Source organism: Bacillus paramycoides (assembly GCF_001884235.1).
In the GTDB taxonomy this organism is placed as follows: Bacteria; Bacillota; Bacilli; order Bacillales; family Bacillaceae_G; genus Bacillus_A; species Bacillus_A paramycoides.
In genome coordinates this window covers 1-25,746 of the sequence record NZ_MAOI01000079.1, presented here as the reverse complement: position 1 = coordinate 25,746, position 25,746 = coordinate 1, and the positions used below count along the sequence as shown (strand labels likewise).

Annotated in this window: 24 protein-coding genes and 3 pseudogenes; 3 read left to right on the top strand and 24 right to left on the bottom strand. The window is 35.2% G+C overall.

What is annotated here, in order from left to right; genetic code table 11:
• Positions 1-58 precede the first annotated feature (58 nt).
• The 8 genes from BAU28_RS16165 to BAU28_RS16130 form a co-directional block, all read right to left on the bottom strand.
• A complete protein-coding gene (locus BAU28_RS16165) occupies positions 59-1,207 on the bottom strand; it encodes an acyl-CoA dehydrogenase family protein (protein WP_071719135.1) in 1,149 nt (382 codons plus the stop codon).
• Between the two features lie 154 nt (positions 1,208-1,361).
• Positions 1,362-2,030, bottom strand: a complete 669-nt coding sequence (locus BAU28_RS16160) for a YdcF family protein (protein WP_374202580.1) — start codon at positions 2,028-2,030, stop codon at positions 1,362-1,364.
• Between the two features lie 303 nt (positions 2,031-2,333).
• Positions 2,334-2,921 (bottom strand): GNAT family N-acetyltransferase, encoded by a 588-nt coding sequence (locus BAU28_RS16155; RefSeq protein ID WP_071719134.1) that lies wholly within the window; start codon positions 2,919-2,921, stop codon positions 2,334-2,336.
• A 197-nt stretch (positions 2,922-3,118) separates the two neighbouring features.
• On the bottom strand, positions 3,119-3,499 hold the full coding sequence (locus BAU28_RS16150) for a VOC family protein (protein WP_002172570.1): 381 nt from the start codon (positions 3,497-3,499) through the stop codon (positions 3,119-3,121).
• A gap of 88 nt (positions 3,500-3,587) precedes the next feature.
• The gene (locus BAU28_RS16145) at positions 3,588-4,103 is read right to left on the bottom strand and encodes an SRPBCC domain-containing protein (RefSeq protein WP_071719133.1); all 516 of its coding nucleotides are present in this window, start codon (positions 4,101-4,103) and stop codon (positions 3,588-3,590) included.
• Between the two features lie 29 nt (positions 4,104-4,132).
• Complete coding sequence (locus BAU28_RS16140; RefSeq protein WP_002137101.1) at positions 4,133-4,477, bottom strand: ArsR/SmtB family transcription factor; 345 nt, start codon at positions 4,475-4,477, stop codon at positions 4,133-4,135.
• Between the two features lie 405 nt (positions 4,478-4,882).
• Positions 4,883-5,056, bottom strand: a complete 174-nt coding sequence (locus BAU28_RS30445) for a hypothetical protein (RefSeq protein ID WP_165615169.1) — start codon at positions 5,054-5,056, stop codon at positions 4,883-4,885.
• A 496-nt stretch (positions 5,057-5,552) separates the two neighbouring features.
• Positions 5,553-6,881 (bottom strand): YjiH family protein, encoded by a 1,329-nt coding sequence (locus BAU28_RS16130; protein WP_071719131.1) that lies wholly within the window; start codon positions 6,879-6,881, stop codon positions 5,553-5,555.
• Positions 6,882-7,122: 241 nt separating this feature from the next.
• On the opposite strand from BAU28_RS16130, the gene BAU28_RS16125 reads away from it, so the two are divergent.
• Positions 7,123-8,937: an S-layer homology domain-containing protein gene (locus BAU28_RS16125; RefSeq protein WP_071719130.1), complete on the top strand. Its 1,815-nt coding sequence runs from the start codon at positions 7,123-7,125 to the stop codon at positions 8,935-8,937.
• 50 nt (positions 8,938-8,987) lie between these two features.
• On the opposite strand, the gene BAU28_RS16120 is transcribed toward BAU28_RS16125, so the two are convergent.
• From BAU28_RS16120 to BAU28_RS16100, 5 genes are all read right to left on the bottom strand, one after another.
• Complete coding sequence (locus BAU28_RS16120; RefSeq protein WP_071719129.1) at positions 8,988-9,866, bottom strand: aminoglycoside phosphotransferase family protein; 879 nt, start codon at positions 9,864-9,866, stop codon at positions 8,988-8,990.
• Positions 9,867-10,382, bottom strand: coding sequence for a GNAT family N-acetyltransferase (locus BAU28_RS16115; protein ID WP_071719128.1), 516 nt, complete (start codon positions 10,380-10,382; stop codon positions 9,867-9,869). It abuts the gene before it with no gap.
• A gap of 23 nt (positions 10,383-10,405) precedes the next feature.
• Positions 10,406-10,870: a DUF2691 family protein gene (locus BAU28_RS16110; protein WP_071719127.1), complete on the bottom strand. Its 465-nt coding sequence runs from the start codon at positions 10,868-10,870 to the stop codon at positions 10,406-10,408.
• A gap of 204 nt (positions 10,871-11,074) precedes the next feature.
• The gene (locus BAU28_RS16105) at positions 11,075-11,509 is read right to left on the bottom strand and encodes a ferritin-like domain-containing protein (RefSeq protein ID WP_048375205.1); all 435 of its coding nucleotides are present in this window, start codon (positions 11,507-11,509) and stop codon (positions 11,075-11,077) included.
• 227 nt (positions 11,510-11,736) lie between these two features.
• On the bottom strand, positions 11,737-12,918 hold the full coding sequence (locus BAU28_RS16100; protein ID WP_071719126.1) for a YhgE/Pip domain-containing protein: 1,182 nt from the start codon (positions 12,916-12,918) through the stop codon (positions 11,737-11,739).
• Positions 12,919-13,090: 172 nt separating this feature from the next.
• On the opposite strand from BAU28_RS16100, the gene BAU28_RS16095 reads away from it, so the two are divergent.
• Complete coding sequence (locus tag BAU28_RS16095) at positions 13,091-13,708, top strand: TetR/AcrR family transcriptional regulator (RefSeq protein ID WP_071719125.1); 618 nt, start codon at positions 13,091-13,093, stop codon at positions 13,706-13,708.
• A gap of 21 nt (positions 13,709-13,729) precedes the next feature.
• Here the strand turns inward: BAU28_RS16095 and BAU28_RS30950 are convergent.
• The 5 genes and pseudogenes from BAU28_RS30950 to BAU28_RS16070 form a co-directional block, all read right to left on the bottom strand.
• Positions 13,730-13,853, bottom strand: a pseudogene (locus BAU28_RS30950) (YolD-like family protein); the annotation flags it as partial.
• Positions 13,854-13,992: 139 nt separating this feature from the next.
• Complete coding sequence (locus tag BAU28_RS16085) at positions 13,993-16,380, bottom strand: immune inhibitor A domain-containing protein (protein ID WP_071719124.1); 2,388 nt, start codon at positions 16,378-16,380, stop codon at positions 13,993-13,995.
• Positions 16,381-16,715: 335 nt separating this feature from the next.
• Positions 16,716-19,322, bottom strand: coding sequence for a phosphoenolpyruvate synthase (gene ppsA, locus BAU28_RS16080; RefSeq protein WP_071719123.1), 2,607 nt, complete (start codon positions 19,320-19,322; stop codon positions 16,716-16,718).
• 133 nt (positions 19,323-19,455) lie between these two features.
• Positions 19,456-19,797 carry a YolD-like family protein gene (locus BAU28_RS16075; protein ID WP_071719122.1) on the bottom strand — a complete coding sequence of 114 codons (342 nt, stop codon included), beginning with the start codon at positions 19,795-19,797 and terminating at the stop codon, positions 19,456-19,458.
• Positions 19,794-21,059 carry a Y-family DNA polymerase gene (locus tag BAU28_RS16070; RefSeq protein WP_071719121.1) on the bottom strand — a complete coding sequence of 422 codons (1,266 nt, stop codon included), beginning with the start codon at positions 21,057-21,059 and terminating at the stop codon, positions 19,794-19,796. Before BAU28_RS16070 ends, BAU28_RS16075 begins: the two co-directional genes overlap by 4 nt.
• 202 nt (positions 21,060-21,261) lie before the next feature.
• Here BAU28_RS16070 and BAU28_RS16065 point away from each other — a divergent pair, with 202 nt between their 5' ends.
• Positions 21,262-21,612, top strand: coding sequence for a YxeA family protein (locus BAU28_RS16065; protein ID WP_071719120.1), 351 nt, complete (start codon positions 21,262-21,264; stop codon positions 21,610-21,612).
• A gap of 191 nt (positions 21,613-21,803) precedes the next feature.
• On the opposite strand, the pseudogene BAU28_RS16060 reads toward BAU28_RS16065, so the two are convergent.
• The 6 genes and pseudogenes from BAU28_RS16060 to BAU28_RS16030 all read right to left on the bottom strand — a co-directional run.
• Positions 21,804-22,064 (bottom strand): annotated as a pseudogene (locus tag BAU28_RS16060) (polysaccharide deacetylase family protein); the annotation flags it as partial.
• A 201-nt stretch (positions 22,065-22,265) separates the two neighbouring features.
• Positions 22,266-23,072 (bottom strand): Cof-type HAD-IIB family hydrolase, encoded by an 807-nt coding sequence (locus BAU28_RS16055; RefSeq protein ID WP_071719119.1) that lies wholly within the window; start codon positions 23,070-23,072, stop codon positions 22,266-22,268.
• 72 nt (positions 23,073-23,144) lie between these two features.
• Positions 23,145-23,342 (bottom strand): annotated as a pseudogene (locus BAU28_RS16050) (IS4 family transposase); the annotation flags it as partial.
• Positions 23,343-23,470: 128 nt separating this feature from the next.
• Entirely contained in the window at positions 23,471-24,109 is a 639-nt protein-coding gene (locus BAU28_RS16045; RefSeq protein ID WP_071719118.1) for a class I SAM-dependent methyltransferase, read from the bottom strand.
• 511 nt (positions 24,110-24,620) lie between these two features.
• Positions 24,621-24,785 (bottom strand): chorismate mutase, encoded by a 165-nt coding sequence (locus BAU28_RS31580; RefSeq protein ID WP_420271377.1) that lies wholly within the window; start codon positions 24,783-24,785, stop codon positions 24,621-24,623.
• Between the two features lie 429 nt (positions 24,786-25,214).
• Positions 25,215-25,746, bottom strand: a 532-nt coding sequence (locus tag BAU28_RS16030; protein ID WP_244158127.1) for a pyridoxal-dependent decarboxylase, incomplete at its 5' end; no start/stop codon positions are given.

Genomic DNA, 25,746 nt, shown 5'->3' with positions numbered 1-25,746 from the left:
GAAAAGACTATTCCAAAAGATCGATTGAACGTTCTTCTGAAACAGCCTCTAATTTAAACTACGACCGAAACGCCGCATCCGCCAGTATGGAAAGTGTTGCATCATCCATCGGCGGATTGTGTAAACCGGCTCTGACGTTTAAATAATAACGATGAAGCGGATTTTTTTCTGATAAACTTTTCGCTCCGACGATACGCATTGCTTTATCTACAATAGATATAGCCGCGTTTGTTACAACATATTTCACTGCCGCTAGTTCTGCTTGCAATGAAAGTTTATCTTCTGCCTCATCGTATTTTTTCGCAATTTGATATAAAAAGACACGAGCTTGCATAAGCTCAAGTTCTAATTCTCCAACTAATCTTCTAACATTCGGTAATAAACTAATAGCATGATTTAAACTATTTGGCTTGTATGATTCCGCAAACTGAACTGCATAATTTCTTGCCGATTGTGCAATTCCTAAATAACATGCTGGTATATGAAGTAACCAACCAATTCCCTTCGTTTTAACCTTTGAACCCTTTATTTCAGTGAAAAAACGATCCGGTATCTCTACATTTTGTAATACAAGATCATGGCTAGCAGTCCCTCGCATTGAAACGCTATCCCAAGTTTCTTCAATTGATACACCTAACGTATTCTTTGGAATGACAAACTCCCCGATTTCTTCCCGGCCTTCAATACTTGCTGAAATAATAAAATAATCTAGCACTGGTGCCATCGTCGTAAAAGTTTTTCTTCCATTTATAATCCACTTATCACCTTTTTGAGTTGCTACTGTTTCTGGTTTCCCGCCGCGCGTAGGACTACCTGTCTTCGGTTCTGTTGAAGCTCTATTAAAAAGTGCACCATTACGCACTTCCTTACAAAACCAAATGAACATCTCCTCGTTCCAAGAACGGTTCTCCGCTAATTCCTTTACAATACCGAGATGCCATCCAATTGACAATGCGGTAGCACCACAGCCTTCTGCTATTTTCTCTTGAAATAAAACAAAATCGTATAAGGAAATCGCATTGCCTCCCAATTCTTTTGGCAACGTTAATTTTGTATATCCGATATCTTTCAAATTATTAATATTTTCATACGGAAATGACCCTAATTCACTTAGTTGATGCTCCCTTTCCATGAACTTCGGAATCAATTTATTTATTTGTTCAATAATTAAAGATTGTTCTTCTGTTTCAACAAATGAGAGTGCCATACTATAATCTCCTTTATGTTCGATTCATAAACCGTTCATTTTGTCATTATGATTATATGAAGCTACCTCTCTATTGTTTCACTATTCCGATAAAAATACAATGTTTTTGAACAATAAGAAAAGTTCCTATATAAAGATAGATTCTTTTCTTATATTAATCCCCTTTCAATGCCTTTAATGGCAAAGAGGTTACATATCCAATATACGAGAATAATTCTTTAAAAAAGAATGGGATTTCTGTATCTAACGTTTTATATGCTGACGTTGGAGTCGGTGATGCATATGCTTCAATATTAATATGTTTTGCGATTCTCATTGCACGTTTCATATGAAGTGGATCACTCACGATCGTATATGTGCGTATTCCATTCTCTATTCCAACTTGCTTTGCATTTTTTAAATTCTCTTCAGTGAAAAGGGATTTTGTTTCAATTAAAATATCCTCCTCTTTTACACCTTGTTTCAATGCATATACTCTAGCAGTACGCGCTTCCTCAAGCTCTGCTTCAAACTTTGTACCACCTGTAAAAATAATCTTTTTAATATTTCCGTTCTTATATAAAGAAATCGCATGATTGATTCTTTCTTTAAATACAGGAGATGGTTTTCCGTTCCATGAAGCTGCTCCTAGTACGATTCCAGCATCCGTCTTCACATCATCTTCTGTTTTAAAGCGGTAACTCCAAATATCGTAAGCGGCATAGCTTACATATAAAATAATAGAACAAATCATAAGCAAGAACACTTGCAAGATTCTTCTTTTCTTACTTTTCTTACTCTTCTTATTTTCTTTCATTAATAATTGCCTCCGTACATCATCCATACTTCTATATAAAAACGTATATATCAAATCATTTTGTTTGAATTTGTTTAAAAGAAGGAATTTTTCTTGTTATATATGTATTAAAGGGTTTTCATTTAAAATTGAGGATTATCAATTCATTTTTCGTTTGCGGTTTTCATTACATTTGTGTAATTTATAAGTTTATTACCATACAACTACATTGTAACGAATTTTTTCTCATAATGGAATGATGAAACAAAAGTAACTAAAAGAAGTAACAGTTTTGTAAGAAAAAAGGCATATTTTTCATCTACACGATCCATATACCTTTCCTATTATGAATTATAATTTTTCTTTATACGACTCTAACTTTTCTAATAACCGTTCTTTCACAACTGGCCATTCACTTGCAATAACACTATACACAACAGCATCTCTCACATGTCCGTTTGGCAATCTTCTTTCATTTCTAAGTACGCCTTCTTTTACTGCACCTAGCCTTTCAATTGCTCTTTGTGCTTTCTCATTTCTTACATCAGTCTTAATTTGAACCCTCAGCATATGTAACTTTTCAAAAGCATACTCAAGTAACATATACTTACACTCTGTATTTATACTCGTACGTTGTACACTCGGGTCATACCACGTTTGTCCTAACTCAACTGTCTTATCTTCAACTGAAATGTTATATAAGCGTGTACATCCTACAATTTCATTTGTCTTTTGATCAACAACTACAAATGGTAAATCCTTACCTGCCCCATAAGCTTTTATCGCCTTTTGAACATATTGCTGCATATCTTGAACAGTATTCATTTTAGAGATTAAATACGCCCAAATATCTCGATTTCCTTCCACGATTGAAAACATTTTTTCGACATCATTGCTATCCATTAACCGTAACTTTGCTCTTTCGTAAATAATTTCCATTTTTACCCCCCCTTTGTTGTAACTATATCATACTATTTTATATTAATTTATTATTATACATTAACACAAAGTGCTTATATTACAGAAATATAATATAAATTTAAAATAAAGGTTTACCCCAAATACCTCATAAATTGCATTTTATGATAAATAAAAATGCGATGCCTTTATTCCAGCATCGCACTCATAATTTGAATTTACTTCTTTTCCATTACTGCAAAATAATTATTTTCGCTATCTGCAAAATTAAATATTCTACCTGAAGGCATATTTACAATTTCTCCGACTGTAACGTTTTTATTTACTAAATCACTATATAAACTATCGAATTCTTTTGAGAAGAACATTAAAGAAGGTGTGCCAAGATTTAACTCCGGCTGCATTTTAGCAATTAGCTCCTTATTATGAAGAATAATACTTGTTTCAGCTTCTTTAGTTGGAGCAATTTCAATCCATCGCATTCCTTGACCGTTATCTTCCTCTGAAATGACACTAAACCCTACTTTCTCTGTCCAAAACTCCTTCACTTCATCTTGATTATTCACATACAACATAATTTGACCAACATTATTAATCACTTATTTTAGCTCTCCCTTACAAAAATTTTTATTAAACTCAATGCTTTAAACTTTATTATCACCGAAAATAAAATTACGGTACAAAAATCTATTTCAGCGACTCCAATCGCTCGTTCAAACGATCCCATGTTTCAGTGATACCTTGTAACATACCCATGTCCATAACGCTCTTAAGTGCCTCTTTTGAAACATATTCAGCACGGTTTATTAGCTTTGTCTTTTCACCTAAATCGATGAATTCCAATGTAATCTCGGTTGACGGCATAGAATCATTTACATTACCTTCAGCATCTGAAAAGTAATCGGTATAGACGATTTTTTCTGGCTCAATAATCTCTTTATAGACTCCTTTGCCCCATGATTCCATACCAAAGAATTGCCCCAGGTTCTGATCGACACACTTCATACAATAGTGCCAAACGCCTCCCGGACGGAAGTCGACAGTGCATGCTGGAATTTCCCAGCCCCTTGGTCCCCACCATTGTTTCAAATGCTCTGGTTCTTTAAACATACTGAATACTAAATCGCGCGGCGCATCAAAAACGCGCTCCAGTACTAATACCCGATCGTTCTCTACTCTCGATACCATTGTATTGTTTGACATTTTAATTCCTCCTTAAATATGAACTGATTTTATGACTTTTCCTTGTTTTGCAATTCCTTCAAATACTCATCTAAATTATCGAATCTCTCTTCCATCACACGCTTAAATGACTGCACCCAACAATCCAGTGCTTGGAAAGGCTCAGGTCGGAGCTTGTAAATCCGGCGATTAGCTTCAGCCTGCACTTCCACAATCCCTGTATCGCTTAACACTTTTAGGTGTTTCGAAGTTTGTGGTTGCCTTAGTCCTAGATGATCGGCAATTTCCCCAACGGTTAAGGGGCCGTCACGCAAGAGTTCAACGATGTTCATACGATTCGGTTCAGATAAAGCGCTCAACGTCGTCATATTCACGCCCGGAATTTTTCCCGACATATCACTCACCTCGTAAAGTGATGGTCTCCGGTTATAACACATCAATATCATCACTAATATTTTCGTCCTGTTGAATCGATTATAACCACTCAGGAATATTCCTGTCAAGGAATATTCAAAATCTAAATTGATACAAAACTTAGTCGCTACTTAAAAATAAAAATGGATTAAAAACATTTCACAAACCTATGTTTTACGATAAAGTGAAACTTTAATCAGTGGGGATTTTGTCCATCTCTCATTGATTATTAGCTCACGCCAATCGGACTTTTACGATAAATAAAAAGAAGTCATTTGAAAAAAAATAATCAAATGACTTCTGCTCTTCTTGAGTGGATATTCACTTTTATAAAAATGGATCATATTTTTTAACGCTCTATTACTTTATCCTATTTTTAACTTCGCTTAACCTAATTCAATTTTACTCAACATCTCTTCCTTAGGACCAAACATACGAATTCCTTGTCGAATATAATCATCCCATATAGGGTGTGAAGGCTCATCAATAATCGTTAATATTGTACCGATTACATATGAGAAATAGGAAGAAAATACAACATTTGGTTTTAGAGGAATCAATTCTCCTGCCTTCTGACCATCGATTATTACAGAAGAAACGATTTTTCTTGATTCCTCCCAAAATATGAGTATTGTACTCATTATTTGTGGAAATTGATCACGATGAGCAATTTACTTTTATAGTTAATTATTTGGTTTTTTATTGGTGTATTTATCGCTGCTATCTCTGTATGCTATGGTTACTTACTTCAAACTCAAACACCTTCAAGATTAATAGGAAGAGTATCTAGTACCGCAAATGCAATGGTACACGGTGCTATGGTCATTTCACCTACATTGGGTTCAATTTTAGCCCTATGGATAAAAGTAAGCGGCGTTTTTCTACTCGCAGGAGTATTAATCACAAGTATTGGTATGATTATATACTTAGCTAATTCGTTATTTATGAAAAAATCATCTAGAGTTACTTTAGAACATAATTAACATTATGCCATTTTCTAAATTAAAAAATCAGAAAATTGCATATATTCAGAAACGAAAACCTAATATTAACTATTTATAGCAACATATACGCAATCGGCGTAATAATAAGCAATGTTAAAATCGTTCTTTGCACATATAAAACAATAAGTTCAGATACTTTTAACGGAATATCTGTCGATAATATACAAGGAATTGATGCGGAGAAAAATAAAATAGATGATACCGAAACAACCGCAATTACAAACTTTGTCACGAGCGGTGCACTTACAACTAAAAGTGAAGGTAAAAACATTTCTGCAATACCAACTGATGCTGCTTTAGCAGCTAGTTCCGCTTCTGGAAGTTGTAGTAACCAAGTGAATGGGTAAAAAATATAACTAATCCAATCAAATATTGGCGTAAACTTTGCTAAGACGATACCAATTAACCCTACTGACATAATCGATGGTAAAATTCCCATCGTCATAATAAATCCATCTTTTAAATTCACTGCGATATTTTTCATAATACTCGGTGCAGTTTTTGATACTTCTAATGCATCTTCCCAAGCTCTCTCTAACATTTTCTCTTTATAAACGGGCTCTGGGAACCCTTCTTTCGTAATATATGTATCTGGCTTTTTGCTAAGTGGCGGGATTCTTACGGTGATAGCAGTCACAATGAATGTTACAACAAGCGTAGTCCAAAAGTACATATTCCATAGATGCATAATATCTAATGTTTTTGCGATGATGATCATAAATGTTGCGGACACTGTTGAGAAACCTGTGGCGATGATTGCTGCTTCTTTTGTCGTATACTTCCCTTCTTTATACACGCGGTTAGTAATAAGAAGCGCAAGTGAATAGCTTCCAACGAAGGAAGCAACCGCATCAATTGCTGATCGTCCTGGTGTATTCCATAACGGTCTCATAATCGGACGGCAAAACGTACCGATAAACTCAAGCAATCCGTATCCGACTAATAACGCTAAAAATGCCGAACCAATTGGAACGAGTAAACTCACTGATATAACTAACTTCTCGTACAAAAATGGCCCAACATCTGGCGCAAAGAACCAAGCCGGTCCCACTTTTAAACAATATAGTACACCAAAAACAACACCGACTACTTTTAAAATAGAAAAACAAATGTCTACAATAGATGCATTCCATTTCTTCGTATAAAATGGATAAATCGCACCGATTACCATAACAAGCAGTGCATAATAAGGTACTACAGAAGGAACAGTAGCTCTTATCCACGATACGATATGATCAATCATAATAGACGATGCACCGTTAATCGTAACTGGTACGAAAAACATAAACACACCAACTAGACTAGCGAGTACAAACCGAAGAATAATCCCCCTCTCTCGCCCTGTCTTAATTACATTACTTTTTAATTCAATTTCACTCAAAATTCGACACCTCCTATTTTCTAAATATTCTGTATAATAATATCAAATTCCTTCTTTGTTAAATGAAAATTAAACGAGTAATAATCTTACTTTTTCATTGTCAGTCTCCGAAAATTAGCATATAATGTTCTTCAGGAATGTTACATATACATATTAAAAACATATAATTAGTAACAAATCATTTCCTTTCGTTAATTTATTCATTAACTTAGCATACATAAAATAAAAGGAGAATGTACAATTGAAAACACTAAAAATAACTATTACAAGTGCACTGCTTCTTGGCGCTTTCATCGCTCCATCTAGTTCTTTAGCTGTGAGTGAAACTGTAACACAAAAAAGTAATGCACAGCCTGCAATTCACGAAGACGAAGACGATTACTACTATCAGTTTCCGGATGTTATTGGATGGGCAAAGCCGTCCGTTGATTATTTAGTAAAGAAAAAAGTTTTATCTGGCCTGCCAGACGGTACATTTGGACCTAACCTTGAAATCGATAGAGCTTCTGCCGCAATTATTATGGCAAAAATATTAAACTTACAAATAGACACTTCAGCTAAACCATCATTTAAGGACTCTCAAGACCATTGGGCTACTCCTTATATTGCTGCAGTTGAAAAAGCTGGGATTATTAAAGGCGTAGGTAATGGGAATTTCAATCCTTCTGGAAAACTAACAAGAGCTGCTATGGCTTCTATGCTTGTTCATTCATATAACTTAGACAAAAAAACTACTGATCTATTACCTACTGTATTTCAAGATTTAAAAGGACATTGGAGTGAAAAGTCGGCAAATCTTCTTGTTGCTCTTCGTATTTCAGCTGGTTATGGTGGTAGTCATTGGTATCCAGATAACACTATTACCCGTGCAGAAGCTGCAAGTTTAGTTGCTCGCACAGATCAATCAAAAGATAAAGAAATTAAATTAAAGCAAGTTACTATGAAACAAAGCTATTTTATATACCCTGAATCCTCTCTTCATTCAGGTATAATTGCTGAATATGCACCACAAACCGTTACTGTATTCGATGAATCTGAAAATGGATGGATTAAAATCGCTACGGATCATGGGTTAAAGTGGACACCATTACAAGAAAAACAAGTTTATATTGATAAAAATTTTGTTACCTTTGATAGACCGTCAAGAACAGGATATGTGGTTGGTAAATATCCTCCTCAAACTGTAACAGTCGTTGAAGAGAATAGCATTTGGTTAAAAATTCGCACTAGCGAAGGTCTTCAATGGATGAATCCATACTTAGAAGAGGGTGAAGGAAAAGAACTTACATACATACCGAGAGAATTTTTCGCCTACGATAGCCCTAATTTTTCTTCTAGAGTATCTGGAAAATACGCTCCACAAGGTGGCGTAGAAGAATTAGCTAAGGGAGATGACGGATGGGTACAAATTCGTACAGACAAAGGACCAAAATGGGTAAATATGTCTTATCTCTTACGTCCAAAACTTCTCTTAAATGTTCCTGCCATTAATCAATTACCGGAACTACAAAAAGGAAGTACAGTTGTTTCACTGCAAATGCTTTTAGAATACTACACAGGACGTTCATTAAATAAAGTAGAATTCGCTAATCAAATGCCATTTGATACAACGCGACGCAAGACTGATGGAAACGGAAAAGTTACAATTTGGGGTGATCCAGACATCGGATTCGTTGGTGACGTAAGTGGAAAGAGCTATGGTTACTCTATTAATCCAGCACCATTGAAACAATTACTTGATAAACATGCAAGAGGTACAGATTTAACAGGACAGGATTTCTCTGTATTAGAAAGTTATGTACGTAATGGTAAACCAGTTGTAGCGTGGGTAGGGAACAAAATAACTTCTCCGCAACTAGAACATACTTGGCAAACACCTCAAGGAAAGACCGTAAATGGATACAGAAATGCACATACTATTATCATAACTGGTGTAGATGATCGTAACATTTACTATAATGACCCATTAGAAGGTAAAAAAGACCAACCAATGGTAAAATCCCGATTTGAGCACAGTTATAATCAAATGGGTAAAAAAGCTTTAAGTATCGATTAATAATGTAAAAAGCCTATTTTGATCATATGATTCAAAATAGGCTTTTTCTATTACCTCTCATAATCATCCACAATCACTTGAATCACACGACAAGATTCTTCTGCCATTCTTTTATTACTATTTCTATTCGCATCATATGTAATTAACGCCTTCCAAAGCGCCCATCCTCTCGCTCTATTCCAAGTTTCTTCATCCATACACAATACTTCTTTAAATACGTTTCTACTATTTTTATCAAAAAACGTCCATGCCATCGCTGCATCACAGGCAGGATCTCCTACTCCTAAAATACCAAAATCAATTACGGCACAAAGCTTTCCATCTTTAATGAGTAAGTTCCCCGGCGCTATATCTCCATGAACCCAAACTGGTGTGCGTTCCCATGTTGACCGAAGTGCTAAATCCCAAAGGTGCTTTAATAATGTTTCATCAAAAACGTCCTTATTATTTTCAATAGCTACTCTCGCTTCTTCATCGTATACAGATATAAGCCCGCCTCGGTAAAAATTATGTGCTCCAGCTTTTGGGCCGTTACTCGCATCAATTGATTGTAATTCTATTAAAAATGCTCCTAAGTCCACTGCAAATTCATCTAAGTCACGAACATTTTCTTTCGTAACCGTCTCTCCTTCTATCCATTTATTAATAGACCAAGGCCACGGATACTCTTCAGACGGATTCCCTTTCGCAATTGGTGCAGAAATTGGTAAAGAAAGTTCCTTACTTAATATAGGAAGCCACCTGTTTTCTTTCTCTACTTGCGGTGCATACGCTGCATCACTTGGTAATCTTACACTCATCTGTTTCCCTAAATGAAACGTTCTATTATCATGCCCGCTACATTTTACCGGCTTAATTTCTAAATGTGCCCATTCAGGAAACTGTTCTTGTACTAACCTTTTAGCTAACTCTGTGTTAATTGGATTCATTCACTTTCCTCTTTTCTTTTGAAACTTACTAAGTCCATCCGTACTACCGATATATTCAAAACTACATCGTTTATAAAAATCATTCAACGTACGATTATGCCCAACACAATCTAACTTTAAATAATTTTTATCACATTGTACATTCTCGTCTATCCACTGTAAAATCCATTCTCCTATTTCATTCCCCTTATACTCCCGTTTCACCGCAAATCTATGAATATATAATGAATCCGAAACTTCCTCTTTACCATAAATACGTTCATCCCATTCATTTTGTTTAGGAGATGCTGTAACCGTACCGACAATTTCATCTTCTTTTAAAACAACATACGTATATTTCTCTCTTATACCTTCTAGTATTTCAGCTGTAGCTTCTTCTCCTAAAAGATACTGCCATTGATACACTTCTTTATCTTGTAACCACTGTGCTACTTCTTTTAATAGAGTAATAATGCTTTCACTTTCATCTTCCGTAGCAATTCGAACTTTATATTCTTGAACTGTATTTCTCTCCATATTTCTGTTCCCCTTTCATATTACTACCATACTGACAAACGCGTTCTACCGTCGTTTTCATCTGTAATGTATTCTACATATAACCCTTGATTAAGTGCGTTTTCATACATCATTTCAATCACTTCTTGGTCTTTCGCATAAATTTGTATGTAATCACCATCCGCCACTAGAACGACTACTTCACACATACTCTCTTTAAATTCTTCATATGTTTCAATTTCCCCTAGTACTTCTCCTTTTGGATATGCTTTTAAATCTACAAATATAAGATAATATATGTTGTCCTTTAATAGTTTTTTTAATTCTGAGCCTTTCATGACCTCGTTATCTTCTGAAAATAATTCTGGACCTAATCCATTCCCCACTATTAAATAAGACTCCTCATTTCCCACTTTCCAATCAAACGCAGTAATATCAATTGGCTTTAACACTTTCCAAAGTAGATTATCGTATCCACCTGGAATATCTACTGTAATTCCTCTTTTCATTTGTTTGCACCTTCTTTATGGACCATGAATAATCATCTCTTTTTCTCAAATAAAAACAGTAATTATTACCTAATCAAGCATATTATTCGTTGAAAAGCAAGTAATTCCCAATGGTTCGCTCCAGTTTTAAATTAAATATATAAAAGCACCTCAGCGGTTAAACATAACTGAGGTGCTTTTTCTTTTATTTATTTTTTTAGTAATTCACTTCGTTTTCACAAAATAATATAAAAACCATACCGCATGATTTTGTTCATCGGCAGCTATTCTACGCAACAACTCTTTCAGATGCGCATCCGATGTTTCGTCTGAAATTTCTAAATAAAAATCCACTGTCTTTTGTTCATCTTGTATAGCGAATTCTAATCCTTGTAAGTACGTATTAGGGCAATCTTCTGTAATCTGTGGTTTCGGCTGTCTGCCAGTTAAATTCGTATAGATTTGTACAAAATGATGAAAATGTCTTATTTCATCATTACGGATTTCAAGAATTTGTTTTCGTTCCACCTCATTTGGAGCCATGTTAGCTAATTTAGCATAGCAATTTATAGCGCTATACTCTCCATTAATTGCTTTTTCAATATCACTAATCAGCTTATCATTCTGTCTATACCAGTCATGATAATTCGAATTATACATCGTATCCCCTCCATTATTTCGCATAACATTTTATGCAATTTGAAATAGTAGGAGCATGTATATATACAGGGACAGAATGGACCCATTCTTATAATCCTTTACTCCAATCCCCCTTTAAAAATATTGAAAAAGCCTAGTTATCACTGTTTTCGTTTCCTATCGATTAAACATTCTATAATGATTTCACACAAAAAACGCTTCACTACTAGTGAAACGTTCTTTATCTTTTAAGCGTTTAATTCAGTTTTATGCTCCTTTATTGCACTACGTTTGAAAGCAGTTGCTAAAATGATAACCATACTCACCACACCAATCCAAACGAGCACAATAACAGGTGTATTCCAGCTTAACCCTTTTCCAAAGAAGAATATTTCCCTGAGTCCTTCGATCATAAACCGCATTGGCAACCATGAGTGCACCCAATCTTGATAAAATGACGACAACATTTCAGGTGCTAACGATAATAACGGTGCTCCAAAGAATAGTAATAGAGCGAATAACCCGATTCCCTTTAGTCCGACTAATGAAAGTACCGCAGAAATCATTAAGAGGAAGCTAAAAGAAGTAATGGATAAAAATAAAGCCGTATCCGAGAAATTCGGGATATTTAATCCTACCATTCCATCCGCTATCCATGTAAGACCAAATCCAATTACAAGCGCTGCAACTGCTCCTGATACTATTTGTTTTACTTTTAATACAAAGTTTTCTTTTCTTGTACCTACCGGCATTTTACTAATGGCAATAAAGATGATTGCTGCGCTCGCTAAACTTGCAATCCATAACGGTTGGAATAAAGAAATTGGCGAGTTACCGTTCGCACTATTTTTTCCGATTTCATTTACATTTGTCACTTTCTTCGTAATTGGTGTTACTACATTTGAAACTTGATCTGCTGTTAATGTAGTTCCTTTTGCTTTAAATCCTTCTAATAGTTGTGTACGAACATTATTGTTCATATTATCAACCACGCCATTTAACATTTGCCCTGCCATAGTTGAAGCAGCCATATTCATTCCTTGATTAATATATATTTCTACCTCTGGCGAAGATGGCTGTGGTGTTCGTAACGATGCTTGTTTTACGCTAAAGTCTTTCGGAATGACTAATGCTGCGTAATACTCTTGATTATTTAAACCTTTTTGAACTAATTCCTTATTTTTTACTTCCACCCATTTCACCGCAGGTTCTTCATCCGTTTTTGATGTTTTTTTGATCATATCAACAATCGTTTGCCCCATATTCATTTTCGCTTGATTCGGAATTTCCACTCCTTGATCCTCATTCACAATTGCTATTGGCAAGTTTTTCGGCTTAGGTTGAACTGTTGGAAATAACGTTAATGAAAAAATAAAAACAACAAGTAGTGCAATGACTGGTGACAAATATAAAAGCTTATTTTTAAACATTTTCTGTTCTCCTCCTTTAATTTTAGTTACAATAAATGAACAGCGTGTTGTTTATTTATATTTTGAATTATATGTTTGAGCTAAATCTTATTCAATAATCAAAAATCGTGAATGTGTCGGTTATAAGACACATTTTTGAAATGTGTTGACTAAAATTAAGGAGGGACACGCTTTGCGCGATAGTAATTTAGATTTGCGTGTTATTCGCACAAAAACTGCCATACGAAATGCATTAGTGGAGTTAATTGAGGAAAAAGGTTTTGAAGCAATTACAGTGAAAGATATTACAACGAAAGCGAACATAAATCGAGGTACTTTTTATACACATTATCAAGATAAATTCGATTTAATGACGAAATGCCAAGAAGAAATTATGCATGAGTTTTCTAGCATTGCAAAACGGAAATTTCCAGAAGTTATTGCTGATCTTGGATTAAATCCTTCCCCAACGACGCCGTTTGTACTTATCGCTTCTATTCTTGAATTTCTAAATGAAAATAGTGATTTTATGAAAGCTGTATTAAGTCCAAAAGGAGATTTATCTTTCCAAACAAAACTGAAAGATTTTATGTGGAAAACACTATTTGAAGATACAAACGGTGCTCTCATTAATAAGGAGAATTTACTTGTTCCAAGCCAATACTTAGCTTCTTATATGGCATCTGCTCATATAGGTGTCATTCAACAATGGTTAAATAATGGACAAAAAGAAACACCTGAGGAAATTGCTCATATTTTATCAACAATCGCAATTCATGGTCCTTTCTATGCAGCTGGCTTAAAGAAGTGAGCTGTTGCATAGAAACATGTTTTAATCAATCTCAATTACATCAATAAACTTAAAAATTCTTTTATTACGAAAAGCATTCCGTACAAGTAATCGTCTCATTTAATGGATTTATATCAACTACTGTTATGTAATTTTCATATAAGTGTAAGCGTATTTTCATTGGAATAATACCCTTTACCAAACTTCTAGGCTGAGTAGTTACTATTATTTTATTAATAACTTGAAAGTTATGTTTCTATGAAAAAAGCTGTTGAAAAGAATCCCCTTCAACAGCTTCTCCATTATTAACGATATAAACGAACTGCACCTGCAGAATTATCATCTGCTTGTCCAACTACTTCAAATTTCAATCCAAGTTTCGGTACATTACGTCCTGCATCTGGGATTAAGTTGTTCATATAAGATTTCGAATCATCAAACTTCGTTACACCTGGTAATCCTTTAGACTCAAATGTTCCGCGTGATGGAGATACAACTTTCCACGCTGGTGTTTGGTTAAAGGAGAACGCAGCATCTGCAATTTGATATCGTGTACTATTTTTAACAGTTGGTTTACCGTTTAACGTTCCAACAATTGCCTCTGGGTGAGAGTCAACAACTCCTAAGAAACCTTCGCCTGGATGAATACCAACCCAGTTATCTGTAAAGCTAGAGTCTGCATACCATACAACAAGACCTGTATTGTACGGTACACCGCTGCTATATTTTAACGCTTCATCAGCACCAGCATAGTTTCTCCACTCTAAATAGTAGTTATGTTTCTTCTTATAAAAGCCGTCTGATACAACGAAACCGTTTAATTTAAATTGTGGTTCACCTTCTGCATCATCAGAAAACACAACTTTTCCATCGACAGTTAATGTTGCATTATCAAGAGTAAAACCACTTGGTGCCGTAGCACCATCTGTAATGTATTCGAATACTAATTTTACTTTTTGACCTTTAAATTTGCTTAAGTCATATGATTTATCTATCCATTTTCCTTCTGTTGTGTCTAGACCATTTTTAACATTCTTTTCACCAATTCGATCCACTAACGTTTTCGTACCATCTTCTGTCACGGCATGTACTTCAAGGAAGTCCCAACCAGTTTCAATTTCATACAATGATTTGTAATCAAACTTCGTATTTGTTGCATTTGTTAAATCAAACACTGGCGTTTCTAGTGTCGTATGAAGATCATCGCCTTTTGTACTAAAGTAATATTTCTTACCAAATGCAGGCTCAATACCTTTTACATCTTTATCTGGTAAGTTAACACGAACCAGACCAGGACGAGCTGATTTCGTTACACTTTGATCTAAGTATGTCGCAAAACCGATACCGCGATTTAATTTATCATAGTCAGCCTCTACAATATTCGCCCAGTTTCCGCCAATGTTCTTTTGAAAGAACTCTTTGTTTTGCGGAGAGAAACTTGGTGGCGTTGAACCTGCAATTTTACCTGCCCAGCTGCCACCGCTCATAACAGACCAAGAGTTAATCGGCTCACCTGATCCAGAGTATTGCGTATCATACTCATCTGGAAGACCTAAATCATGACCAAACTCATGTGCGAATACACCAACTGCTCCGTCTTCTGGCTCAATTGTATAATCGTATGCAGCCATTTTACCGCCATAGTTATCAACTTTTGATTTTGTTCCATCAATTGGATATGGGTTTCCAAGGTTCCAGCGATGTGACCAAATTGCGTCGTCACCTAATCTACCACCGCCTCCATCTTGACCAACTCCAGCGTGAATGACCATTAAGTGATCAATAAGACCATCTGGTTCGTTTTTATTTCCGTCTCCATTACTGTCATATTGATCATATTGGTCAAATTCTGATAAATCCATACCGCTTGCTACAGCTGCATCTAATGCCTCTTTTACAAAATCACGAGGTCCTTTTGGTCCTTTATTATCATGACCGCCATCGCCAGCATCTGCACCATAATCCGCTGCTTTACCAGGAACTGTTAACCACTTTGTTACTGTTCCATCGACGGTATAACTGCCGCCTGATTGCTGTTCATAATATTGTTTAAATGTTGGGATTTTTGAACCATCAAAGAGTGTAAATGGCTCATCACCAAATAACATTTTTTGATAATGTTCTGGATTAAAATCATTTGAATACATATAACCTGGTACTTGATCAATATTGTTATGCTTAAAGTCAGCAAACTCTACTAGCAATACAAGTACTTTATCTTTACGAACAGGCCCATTATATTCTTTTTGCTTCGCTGAACTAGTTGGTACTTTTCCGTTTAATCCACCTTTAACCTGCTCTTGCCCAGCTACCGGACCACCAGCAGGTTGTTCAGCTTTTTCTTTCATATCTGCTTTTGCATCTTTCACTTTTTTCAAAAAGTCAGAAGCTTCTCTCGAGACACTGTCCCCCGCTGCTGGTTCTTTTCCAGCATTCTTGCCTTTTTTCTTCTCTACGTATTTTTCAACAGCTTTTAATGTGTCTTCTTTCGACACAGATTCACTAATTACACCACGCTGCTTCAACGCGTCTGCTAAACGATCCTCTTGAATTAAATTTTCATCAATTGGACTTAAAGATCCCACATTAGACGGCGTTGCCGCATAAACAGATTGACTACCAACCCCAAATGTGCAACTAAGCACAGCTGCCGCCGCAAGCGTAGATAGCGCTTTAAAAGGCTTTTTCTTCATCCCTATTCCTCCCCAATATTAAATACGTTCCAACGTTTATATAATAAAGAATATTCAAATAATTCTCAATATATTGTCTTAATTTGTAATATTTTTGAAAATATTCTTTGTTTTAGATTGATATACATTCTGATTCATCGATGTCTATGGTTGCTTCTTGCATGTGAATTAGAATCGCGGCATGTATGTTTCCTTCTACGACAGAGACATTCAAAGAAATCCAATTCACATGCTCATTTTTATTTTCAGTTTCAGGTGATAGCAGCTGGCTTAAAAAAATAAAGAGATCATCCACTATATTTAGTGGATGATCTCTTTATTTATCTAAGGCACAACTACAGTATCTCAATATACCCTTCTGTTCCATGTACCCGAATTCGTTGCCCATCTTTTATTAGTTTCGTAGCATGCTCTACCCCGACTACTGCGGGTAATCCGTATTCACGTGCAATAACTGCTCCATGTGTCATGAGTCCACCAACTTCGGTGACTAACCCTTTTATAGACACAAACAATGGTGTCCAGCCAGGATCAGTAAAGGAAGTAACTAAAATATCTCCATCTTCTAAATTCGCATCTTCCATGTTTAAAATAACGCGCGCTCTCCCCTCAATCACTCCAGAAGAAACAGGCAAACCTACAATTGCTTCGGCCGGGAGATTTTCTCGTTTATACTTACCTGTAATGATTTCTCCATCAGACGTGATAACTCGCGGGGGCGTTAGTTTTTCATATAATTTGTACTCATTTTTCCGTTTATTAATAACCTCGTAATCCAGTTTATTCGTGCGAACGACTTCGTGAAGTTCTTCAAAAGTCAGATAGTATATATCTTCTATTTCATGAATAACGCTATTTTGCATGAGTTGCTCGGCTTCTTTCAGTAATGCCTGCTTATAAATGAAATAACGATTAATCATTCCGTATTTTGGATATTCACGATAACCAGTGAAATTCCGGATTAAACTGATCATTCGCTTCGTCTCTTCTACTTTTTGTACGCCATCTGGTACATGCGGCAATCGATTTAATAACTCTTCTTCTTTTTTCAAAGCTTCCTGCAGCCCTTCTTCAAACTTCCGCTTACTAGCACCCGCTTCAAAGTCTCTCATATTATTTAAAATCATCGGGATAATTGTAGTTGGCTTTTCACTCCAGCGCGTTTTCGTAATATCGATTTCTCCGCTACATCTCATTCCGTATTTATTCAGAAAAGCATAGATTGCATCTCGGGCTTTCTCCCCACCTTTAAACTTAACTAGTTCATCTAAAAAGCTTTCATCTTTTATATGCTGTAAATACTCAATGACTTCTGGATACAGTCGAATCACATCTGCAACATCCAATAATGCTAGCCCCATTTCTGACGTAATATTGTTTTGTACAGATTGTGAAAGTATGTCTGCTACGTTTTTTTCACCTAACCATTGCTCCATCTTTTCATTGATCCATGATGAGGCATCCATACCTGCCATAATTACAGCTATACTTTGCGGGCTAAATAATACTTTCCGTAATTGCTGGATGTCTTCCAAAATAAAATCGAGTACATCCACCCCTGATTTCGCTTGAATGTTTTGTTTTAACTCTTCAATCGAGGCTTGACTATTCTTTATTAAATCCGTAACGATTGCTGGATCATTTTCGATTTGTGGTTGCGAACTTGCAGGTGGCATACTTTTACCAACATTCTTTTCTTTTTCATCATCCGGTAACAATTTGATAAAATCATCTCGCTCTATTACAGTCGTTAATGCATCTCTTATGAGCGGATCCGATTTTCCTAAAGTATTGATTAAGAACTCTCTGCTAGCAGGTGAAGCTAATCTTTGTGTAGCATCAACAAACAGCCTTCCCCCCGCTTTACGCATAGGAGCACGAGTCGTTAACAGGAAAAAAGACAACCCTAGTGGTTTCATTGCATCGGTCATCATTTGTTGGTGACCAACCGATATATATACATGATTTTCTTGATCATTTGCTTCTGGAATTGGATATAAAGTCGTGATTGGTCGACTTTGGACAATATAAAATATATCATCAACTAAACACCATTCAATATCTTGCGGACAATCAAAATAAGCTTCAATCTGTCTGCCGATCTGTGCTAGTTGTAATATTTGCTGTTCCGTAAGTGTTTGAATCTTTTGCTGAGTGGGATCGATCTGTTTTGTCTCTGTTCCGCCCTCTTTTAAGGCATAGATAGCCAATTTTTTAGTTGCGATCATCTTATCGACGATTTCCCCTTCTTTTACTTTATAATTATCAGCAGAGACCAGTCCTGATACTAATGCCTCACCAAGTCCAAAACTTGCATCAATTGATAGCACCTTTCGGTTAGAAGTAATCGGGTCAGCAGTAAATAAAATTCCCGAGGCCTGCGGGAAAACCATCCTTTGAACGACAACACATATAGAAACTTGACTATGTTCAAAACCATTTTGCATTCGGTAAATGACCGCTCGATCTGTAAATAAAGAAGCCCAACACTTTCTTACATGCTGCAAGATTGCTTCTTTTCCGATGATATTTAAATACGTATCTTGTTGACCAGCAAACGAGGCATATGGTAAATCTTCAGCAGTAGCACTAGAACGTACTGCATAAGCATGTTCATTTCCAAAACGAGAGAGATAACGAGCTACCACTTCCGCTACATCAGAAGGAATTTCTACTTCCATAATGGTTTCTCTAATCTTCTTACTGATTTCACCAATTTGATCTCGGTCCTCAATTTTTAGCCTTGTTAATTGATTCAACAAAGCTTGAAACGCTTCATTTTGCTCGATTGCTTTTTCATATCCTACCGTTGTAACACAAAATCCTTCTGGCACTTGTATACCTTGAATGTTTGATAATTCCCCTAAATTCAATCCTTTTCCGCCAACGAGCGAAAGCTGCGTTTTTTCTATTTCCTGAAAATCGAGAACGAAAGAACTCATTCAGCACCTCTCCTTACTGTTCATGTGCTATTGATTGTAGCAAGAGTAAATGAGAATAAACAGTCTATTTTGACCGTTAATTACATGATATAATTAAGTTAGGAAGAGATAATTATTTTTATTTCCCCTCCCTCTAATTCACTTCAATTACATCAACAAACTTAAAAATTCTTTTATTACGAAAAGCATCCGTACAAGTAATCATCTCATTTAATGGATTTATATCAGCTACTGTTATGTAATTTTTATATAGATAGCCATCTTTATAATATGTAAGTAAAACCTCTTCCTCACCTAAAAATGAACATAATAGCTTATTTTCAATCATTTCTTTTGCATCTTGCGTTAAGATTGGACGCGGGACTTTCGTTTGCTTATGTATCATTTCTTTAATAGTTGCGAACTGCTCTGGCATACTAGCGAATGGTTGCCACTTTACCATACCTCTTCCTTTTGGCATATTAGCATTTTTCACGATTTATGACCCCCTAATAATGTGTTTCTATATCTTGCTGTTGCGACGCTCGTGTAGGAAATCCCCCGTAAAATACTGTTCTTACCAAATCGTGTTCGAATCTCGTCCATGACTTTCGTTAATCGCATTTCTTTTTCTCTTTGTATAATGTTATCGAAAAGTGAAATTTGCTCTTCTCCTTCATTTATTAAATTTGTTAACGAAATACTTATCGATCGAATCGGCTCCCCTGTATGACGCTCGTATAAAAAATATGTACAAACATTATAAATATCCAGCGTTAAATTTGTTGCCCGGTTTAACGTATGTGCCTTTCTTATTCCCCCGCCATATTCCTTGCTATATCCAACTGAAAAATGGATTGTTTGAGCGCATTTCTTTTCTCTTCTCAACCTATAACAAACTTCTTCTACATGCTCTAATAAAATAACGACGAACTCTTCTATCGAGTAATCACGAAATAATATTTGGCTCTTCGCTATAGATGTTGTCGCTGGAACATATTTCTCTGCGATTCTGCTAAAATCAATCCCGTTACTATGTAGATGTAATTCTTCTCCTATTACACCGAAAGATTGCTTTAAATATTTCAAAGGATACTGCGCTAATTCTCCAATTGTATGTATACCTTTTCGATTCAATTTCATTTCTGTTTTATACGATATACCCCAAAATTTACTGAGCGGTCTAATGCTCCATAACTTCTCGGGTATATCGTCATATGTCCAATGCGCTATTCCATCTTTATTCTTTTTCGCTTCCATATCCATCGCTACTTTACTCAATAATAAATTCGGCCCGATACCAATCGTACTTTCAATCCTTGTACGTTCATATATTTCTCGCTTGAACTTTAATGCGAACTCGCACGGGTTACTCGCAAATAAATGAATACTTGCAGTCATATCCATGAAAAACTCGTCGATACTATATTGATGAAAATCTTCCGGTGCAACATATTGCAAAGCTAAACCTGTTATGTAAGTTGAACACTTCATATACGTATGCATAATTGGATTCACAATAATAATATCTGGCCGCTTTGGTATTTCGTACAAACGTGCCATCTTCTTTACTCCTAATGCTTTTAATGGTGGTGTTGCTGCTAATACGATCGATCCACTCCGATTTACATCTCCTACGACAGCCAATTTTGTATAACGTGGATCAAGTCCTCTTTTAATACATGAAACGCTCGCATAAAAGCTACGAAGATCTACACAAAGAATAATTCGATTTGGCAATAGAGAATAATCATACAAGGGAATCACTCCTAACAAAAGAACGTTTGTTCTTATTATATACGAACTTACGTTCTTTTAAAAGGTGTTTCCATGAAAATTTTGGTTAAAATAACCGTACTTTAAAAACCTGTTTTAAGAAAAACTTAAGGAATTTCCCTCTATATTCATAAGAAGTTTTTTCTATACTGAAAAATGTAAATACGCAAAAGGAGAAACAATAATGAAGAAATTTGCACTTTGCATAATAGGAATAAGCCTTCCTATATACTTACTACCTTTCATGTTACGCGGGGATTTGGACAGATTTAATCCGATTGCTGAAGAAAAAAATGTATACGCCATTGCGAAGGGATATGGCGTTCCGGATTATAATCATAATGGAAGAGCTATGTACTCATTAAAATGTGTTGATGAATCAAGGAATGAGAAAGAATATACAGTAGGAACTAACACTCCTAATGACTTTATAAGAAAAACCTACTTAAAAATTCATGTGAAAGGTAGGTATGTTTATTCTTATGAGGTCATTTCTGAAAAGGATATTCCGGAGAAAATAAAGGGACAATTGTAATATAGTATATAAACAAAAAAGCCGATTTCTTTATCGTATAGGAAATCGACTTTTGGCTTAGTTATTGATTTAGTAATAAAAAATCACCAGTGCTTTTATTAGTAAAATTAGATAACATTTTGACTGATAAAAACCACTTTTTAAAGATAACCATGTAAATACTATAGACGTTGATCTTTCTGGAAATTTAGTCAGAAATGATCCGCATCATTGTAAACACCAAATTCATATCCTTTTTCTTTATAAAATTTAATAATTTCAGGAAGAGCTTGTAATGTTTGCGCCTTTTCATGCATTAAAACAACTTCTACATCTTCTGCTGTCTGTTTTTTTACATCTTCTATAATCTGATTTGGATTATCTTTTAATTTCCAATTATTTGAGTCTATTGTCCAATCCCAAACTTTTATTCCTGCTTCTACAATTTGATTACGAATTTCCTGAGCAAATAATTATAATTCATCAGATACAGAAATAAACATACAAAAACGCCATCCTTTCCTATGATTCTACAGAAAGAATAACGTCTTTTTTGCTTAATGTATAGTGTGAAACCTTAGCTTTATGGCAATGTAACGGTACAATCATACAGTCGTTTGATAACATTACAAATTCACATAATTTTCGATATAGGAAGTAACCATTCTATCCTTTTAACTGTTGTTAACAGTACAAATTAACTTTTCTAATACTTGAGCTACACCATCTTTATCATTGGTATCGGTAATAAAATATGCAGCATCCTTCAATTTAGGTATTGCATTTCCCATAGCAATTGGAAAACCACACGTATAGAATAGCTCTAAATCATTCCAATCGTCTCCAAAGACCATTATGCTACCCATAGATATATTATTTTGAGTACAGATATCCCTTACAGCTCGTTCTTTAGAAACACCTTTTGCCATGATTTGAGTTAAAGTTCCTGCATCGGTACATAGCGTACTTACTTTATGCGCAAACTGTTTTTGTAGTTTTTCATAGTGAGGATATTGTGAGATTAATAATTTCGAAGCACTAACTTTTTTTAATTCATTTAATGGAACTACAATTGGGTTTACAACTGCATTCATGGTTTTGTTGTAATCCAATGTTTTATTACTGTACCATGTATCTTCCGATTCAACTGAAAGGCATGCATTAGCCTGGTGAGTAATAACAAATTCTATAATTTCATTTGTGATAGCTAATTCAATCGGGTAATATTGTCTGTAACCTAATGCTTTATCTACTACCAAAGCTCCATTGTAGTAAATCATAGTTGCAATGTCTTGAAGTTCGTGAGGAAGAAAAACTTTAACTGATCGTGGCGCCCTTGCTGTAGCAAAAATAACCTTTATTCCTTTTTTCAGACACTCCAGTATAGCCTTTCTATTTCTTTCTGACACTTTCTTTTGTGAATTTAATAAAGTACCATCCAAATCTAAAACGATTGCGTTAACCTCCGATTCTAATTCCATATGTATGTCCCCTTATTTACAGTATAAACTCCTCCTATTTATGTTCTATATCAAGTTGTAAATCCCTGTATATTCCATGCATGTGAAAGAGGTTTTAGCGACATTTTGACTCATCCAAACACATAAAGCAACTAAGTCTTTTGCTTGGTACCTACCGATTCGTTGTACAAAACAAACATCTCTAGCAATATCTCGTAAGGTATTTAGAGATAAGAATTTTTAAAATTCTTGAGCAAATAGTTGTAATTCATCAGATACAGAAATAGACATAGAAACGCCATACTTTCCTATGATTCCACAGAAAGAATAACGTATTTTATATTTTTTGGACATTTTAGATTACATGTAAATAAACTTTATTGTAATTTTGTTTCGCTATTAGTATATTACAAGTTATTCTACTTTTTCACCCTACCTATATATACTAATCCATTAGAACGGTTACCATTCATTGTTACGTACTCTACTTTTTCATACTCTAATTTCTCAAAAGTATTTGTCCATTCCTTTACACGCTTTTCACTATGATGGCGCAAAATAGCTCCGTCAGATAATTCAAACACGCCATAAGTGCCATACTTATCAACATACTGTTCATAGCGTGTTTTATTTCTTTCATCCTCATTTAGTAAAAAATCATTAATATAAATAATACCTTCTGGTTTTAATACCCGTTTAATTTCATTTAAAATAGAATCCTGTTCTTGATTTTGGTATACACAGGTTAGAACTGCAAATAATAAAACGGAATCAAAAAAATTATCCGGGAAGGGAAGTTTCCCGCTTTTAACAATATTAAAATCAATAGCCATATCATTTGATTTAGCCCGTTTAATCATTTCTTCTGAAAAATCCACACCATATAAATTCGTAAATTGTTGTTCTTTTAGTTCAAGTAATGTTCTTCCGTACCCGCATCCATAGTCCAATAAGATTGAATCCTTATTTACATACTTTGAGAATAAGTCAAGTTGAAAAGGTGTCGTGAATTCTTTTTCATTTGCTACTCCATTCCAATATTCTTTTTGTTTATTCATATGTGACAACGTTCCTTTCCCATAAATTCCCTTGATTATATTCCTAACAAAAAGAAAAAAACAGTCTTTACATTCATTTGTGTATTTGATACAAATCTGAAATAACTATAAAAAACACTATCCTTTCCTATGATTTTACAGAAAGAACAGTGTGTTTTTCATTTTATGGGGTATTTTGTTTTATTAGCTTGATAGCGATGGGGTAGCGTCAGGAAAATGCGAATTTACAACGTTAAGGAAATTTCAATATTAAAAAGCCTAATTTCTCAATTTAATGTGAAGAAATTAGGCTTTTTTCATTGCTCCATTAAAGAGCCCGATTGCTGAATATATAGGATATAATACGTTTCCGACCAATTATTGTATTGCATCTTGTAATTTACCCTTGTTTATTATCTATTTTTGAATGATGGATTAATTCGTGATTTATAAAGTAAGAAATCATTGTTCTATATACTTGTTCAATAATATCAGGATTTATATTATTTTCATCAGCAATTGTTCTAACTTTTTAAATTACAGCTTCAACTCTTTTTGGTGCTTTAACATCTTCAGTATCCTTTTTGAATTTTGCAGCTTGTTCAACGTATCTACTTCTTTCACTAATTAACATAACTATTTGATTATCAAGATAATCAATAATTATGTCGTAATTAAAGGTGTTCAGAGGGCTCAATCTGAATAGAATTCAGATGTTTCATTCGGTTTATGACAGATAATACTTCATTAATTCTAGGTAATTCAATCCATCTTTCGAAACCAGGAAAAAAGGAAGAAAATACAATATCCACTCCTTCTCTCTCCATATCTTTGAGAGCTTTTTTGATCTTTTCATGAGGAAAGATGAGGCGACCCTGATTATTTATAGCTATTTTTCGAGTCAATATGCGGAATCTCTCTGTCTATTTATCAGATCGGGTGCTTAACCTGTTCCCCCAACCGATAAGAGATATAAACTTTTCTTCTGTATAAAGCATATCCTTATTGGTCGACTTAATCTCCATAAAAAGTCCCTCCAATAAATTTCTTAATGGAGGGATTCATCTAAGATAGTTAATTTCACCGGTGGTTAGCTCAACTTAATGACTACGGGATCTGTCCCCACTTAGTGATGAAACCCATTATCACATTTCGTATCATGTGGCATAGGCCCGTCCAGGGAATCCAGAAAGGCAACGGCCTGTTTGAGGTTCCTCAAAAATAAATGCGCGAGATCCATGGAAAATCCATTTCGAACCACAACGCGCATAATCGTCACCGCTTCCATATCTGGAGGCAATGGATAGGCGGGTACTTGCCAGCCGAACACACGCAATTGTCGAGATAAATCATAAAGATTCCAGTTTAATGTGTAACCATCTTTCAGTCGCCAAGCGAAAACCGGAATATCCGAACCATCGGACAAAAGTTCGAACGGCTCCATCTTCTGAATCGCCTTGCTAAGAAAAAGAGCGACTTTCTGAGAAGCCCTTTGGACATCATAGTACCCACTTTTCCCCAAACGCAGGTAATTGTAATATTGTAGGAGCACTTGTGCGCCAGGACGAGAGAAATTCAGGGCAAAAGTCGGCATGTTCCCGCCCAAATAGGAGACGCGGAAGATTAGATCCTCAGGGAGATCTTCAGCTTCCCGCCAA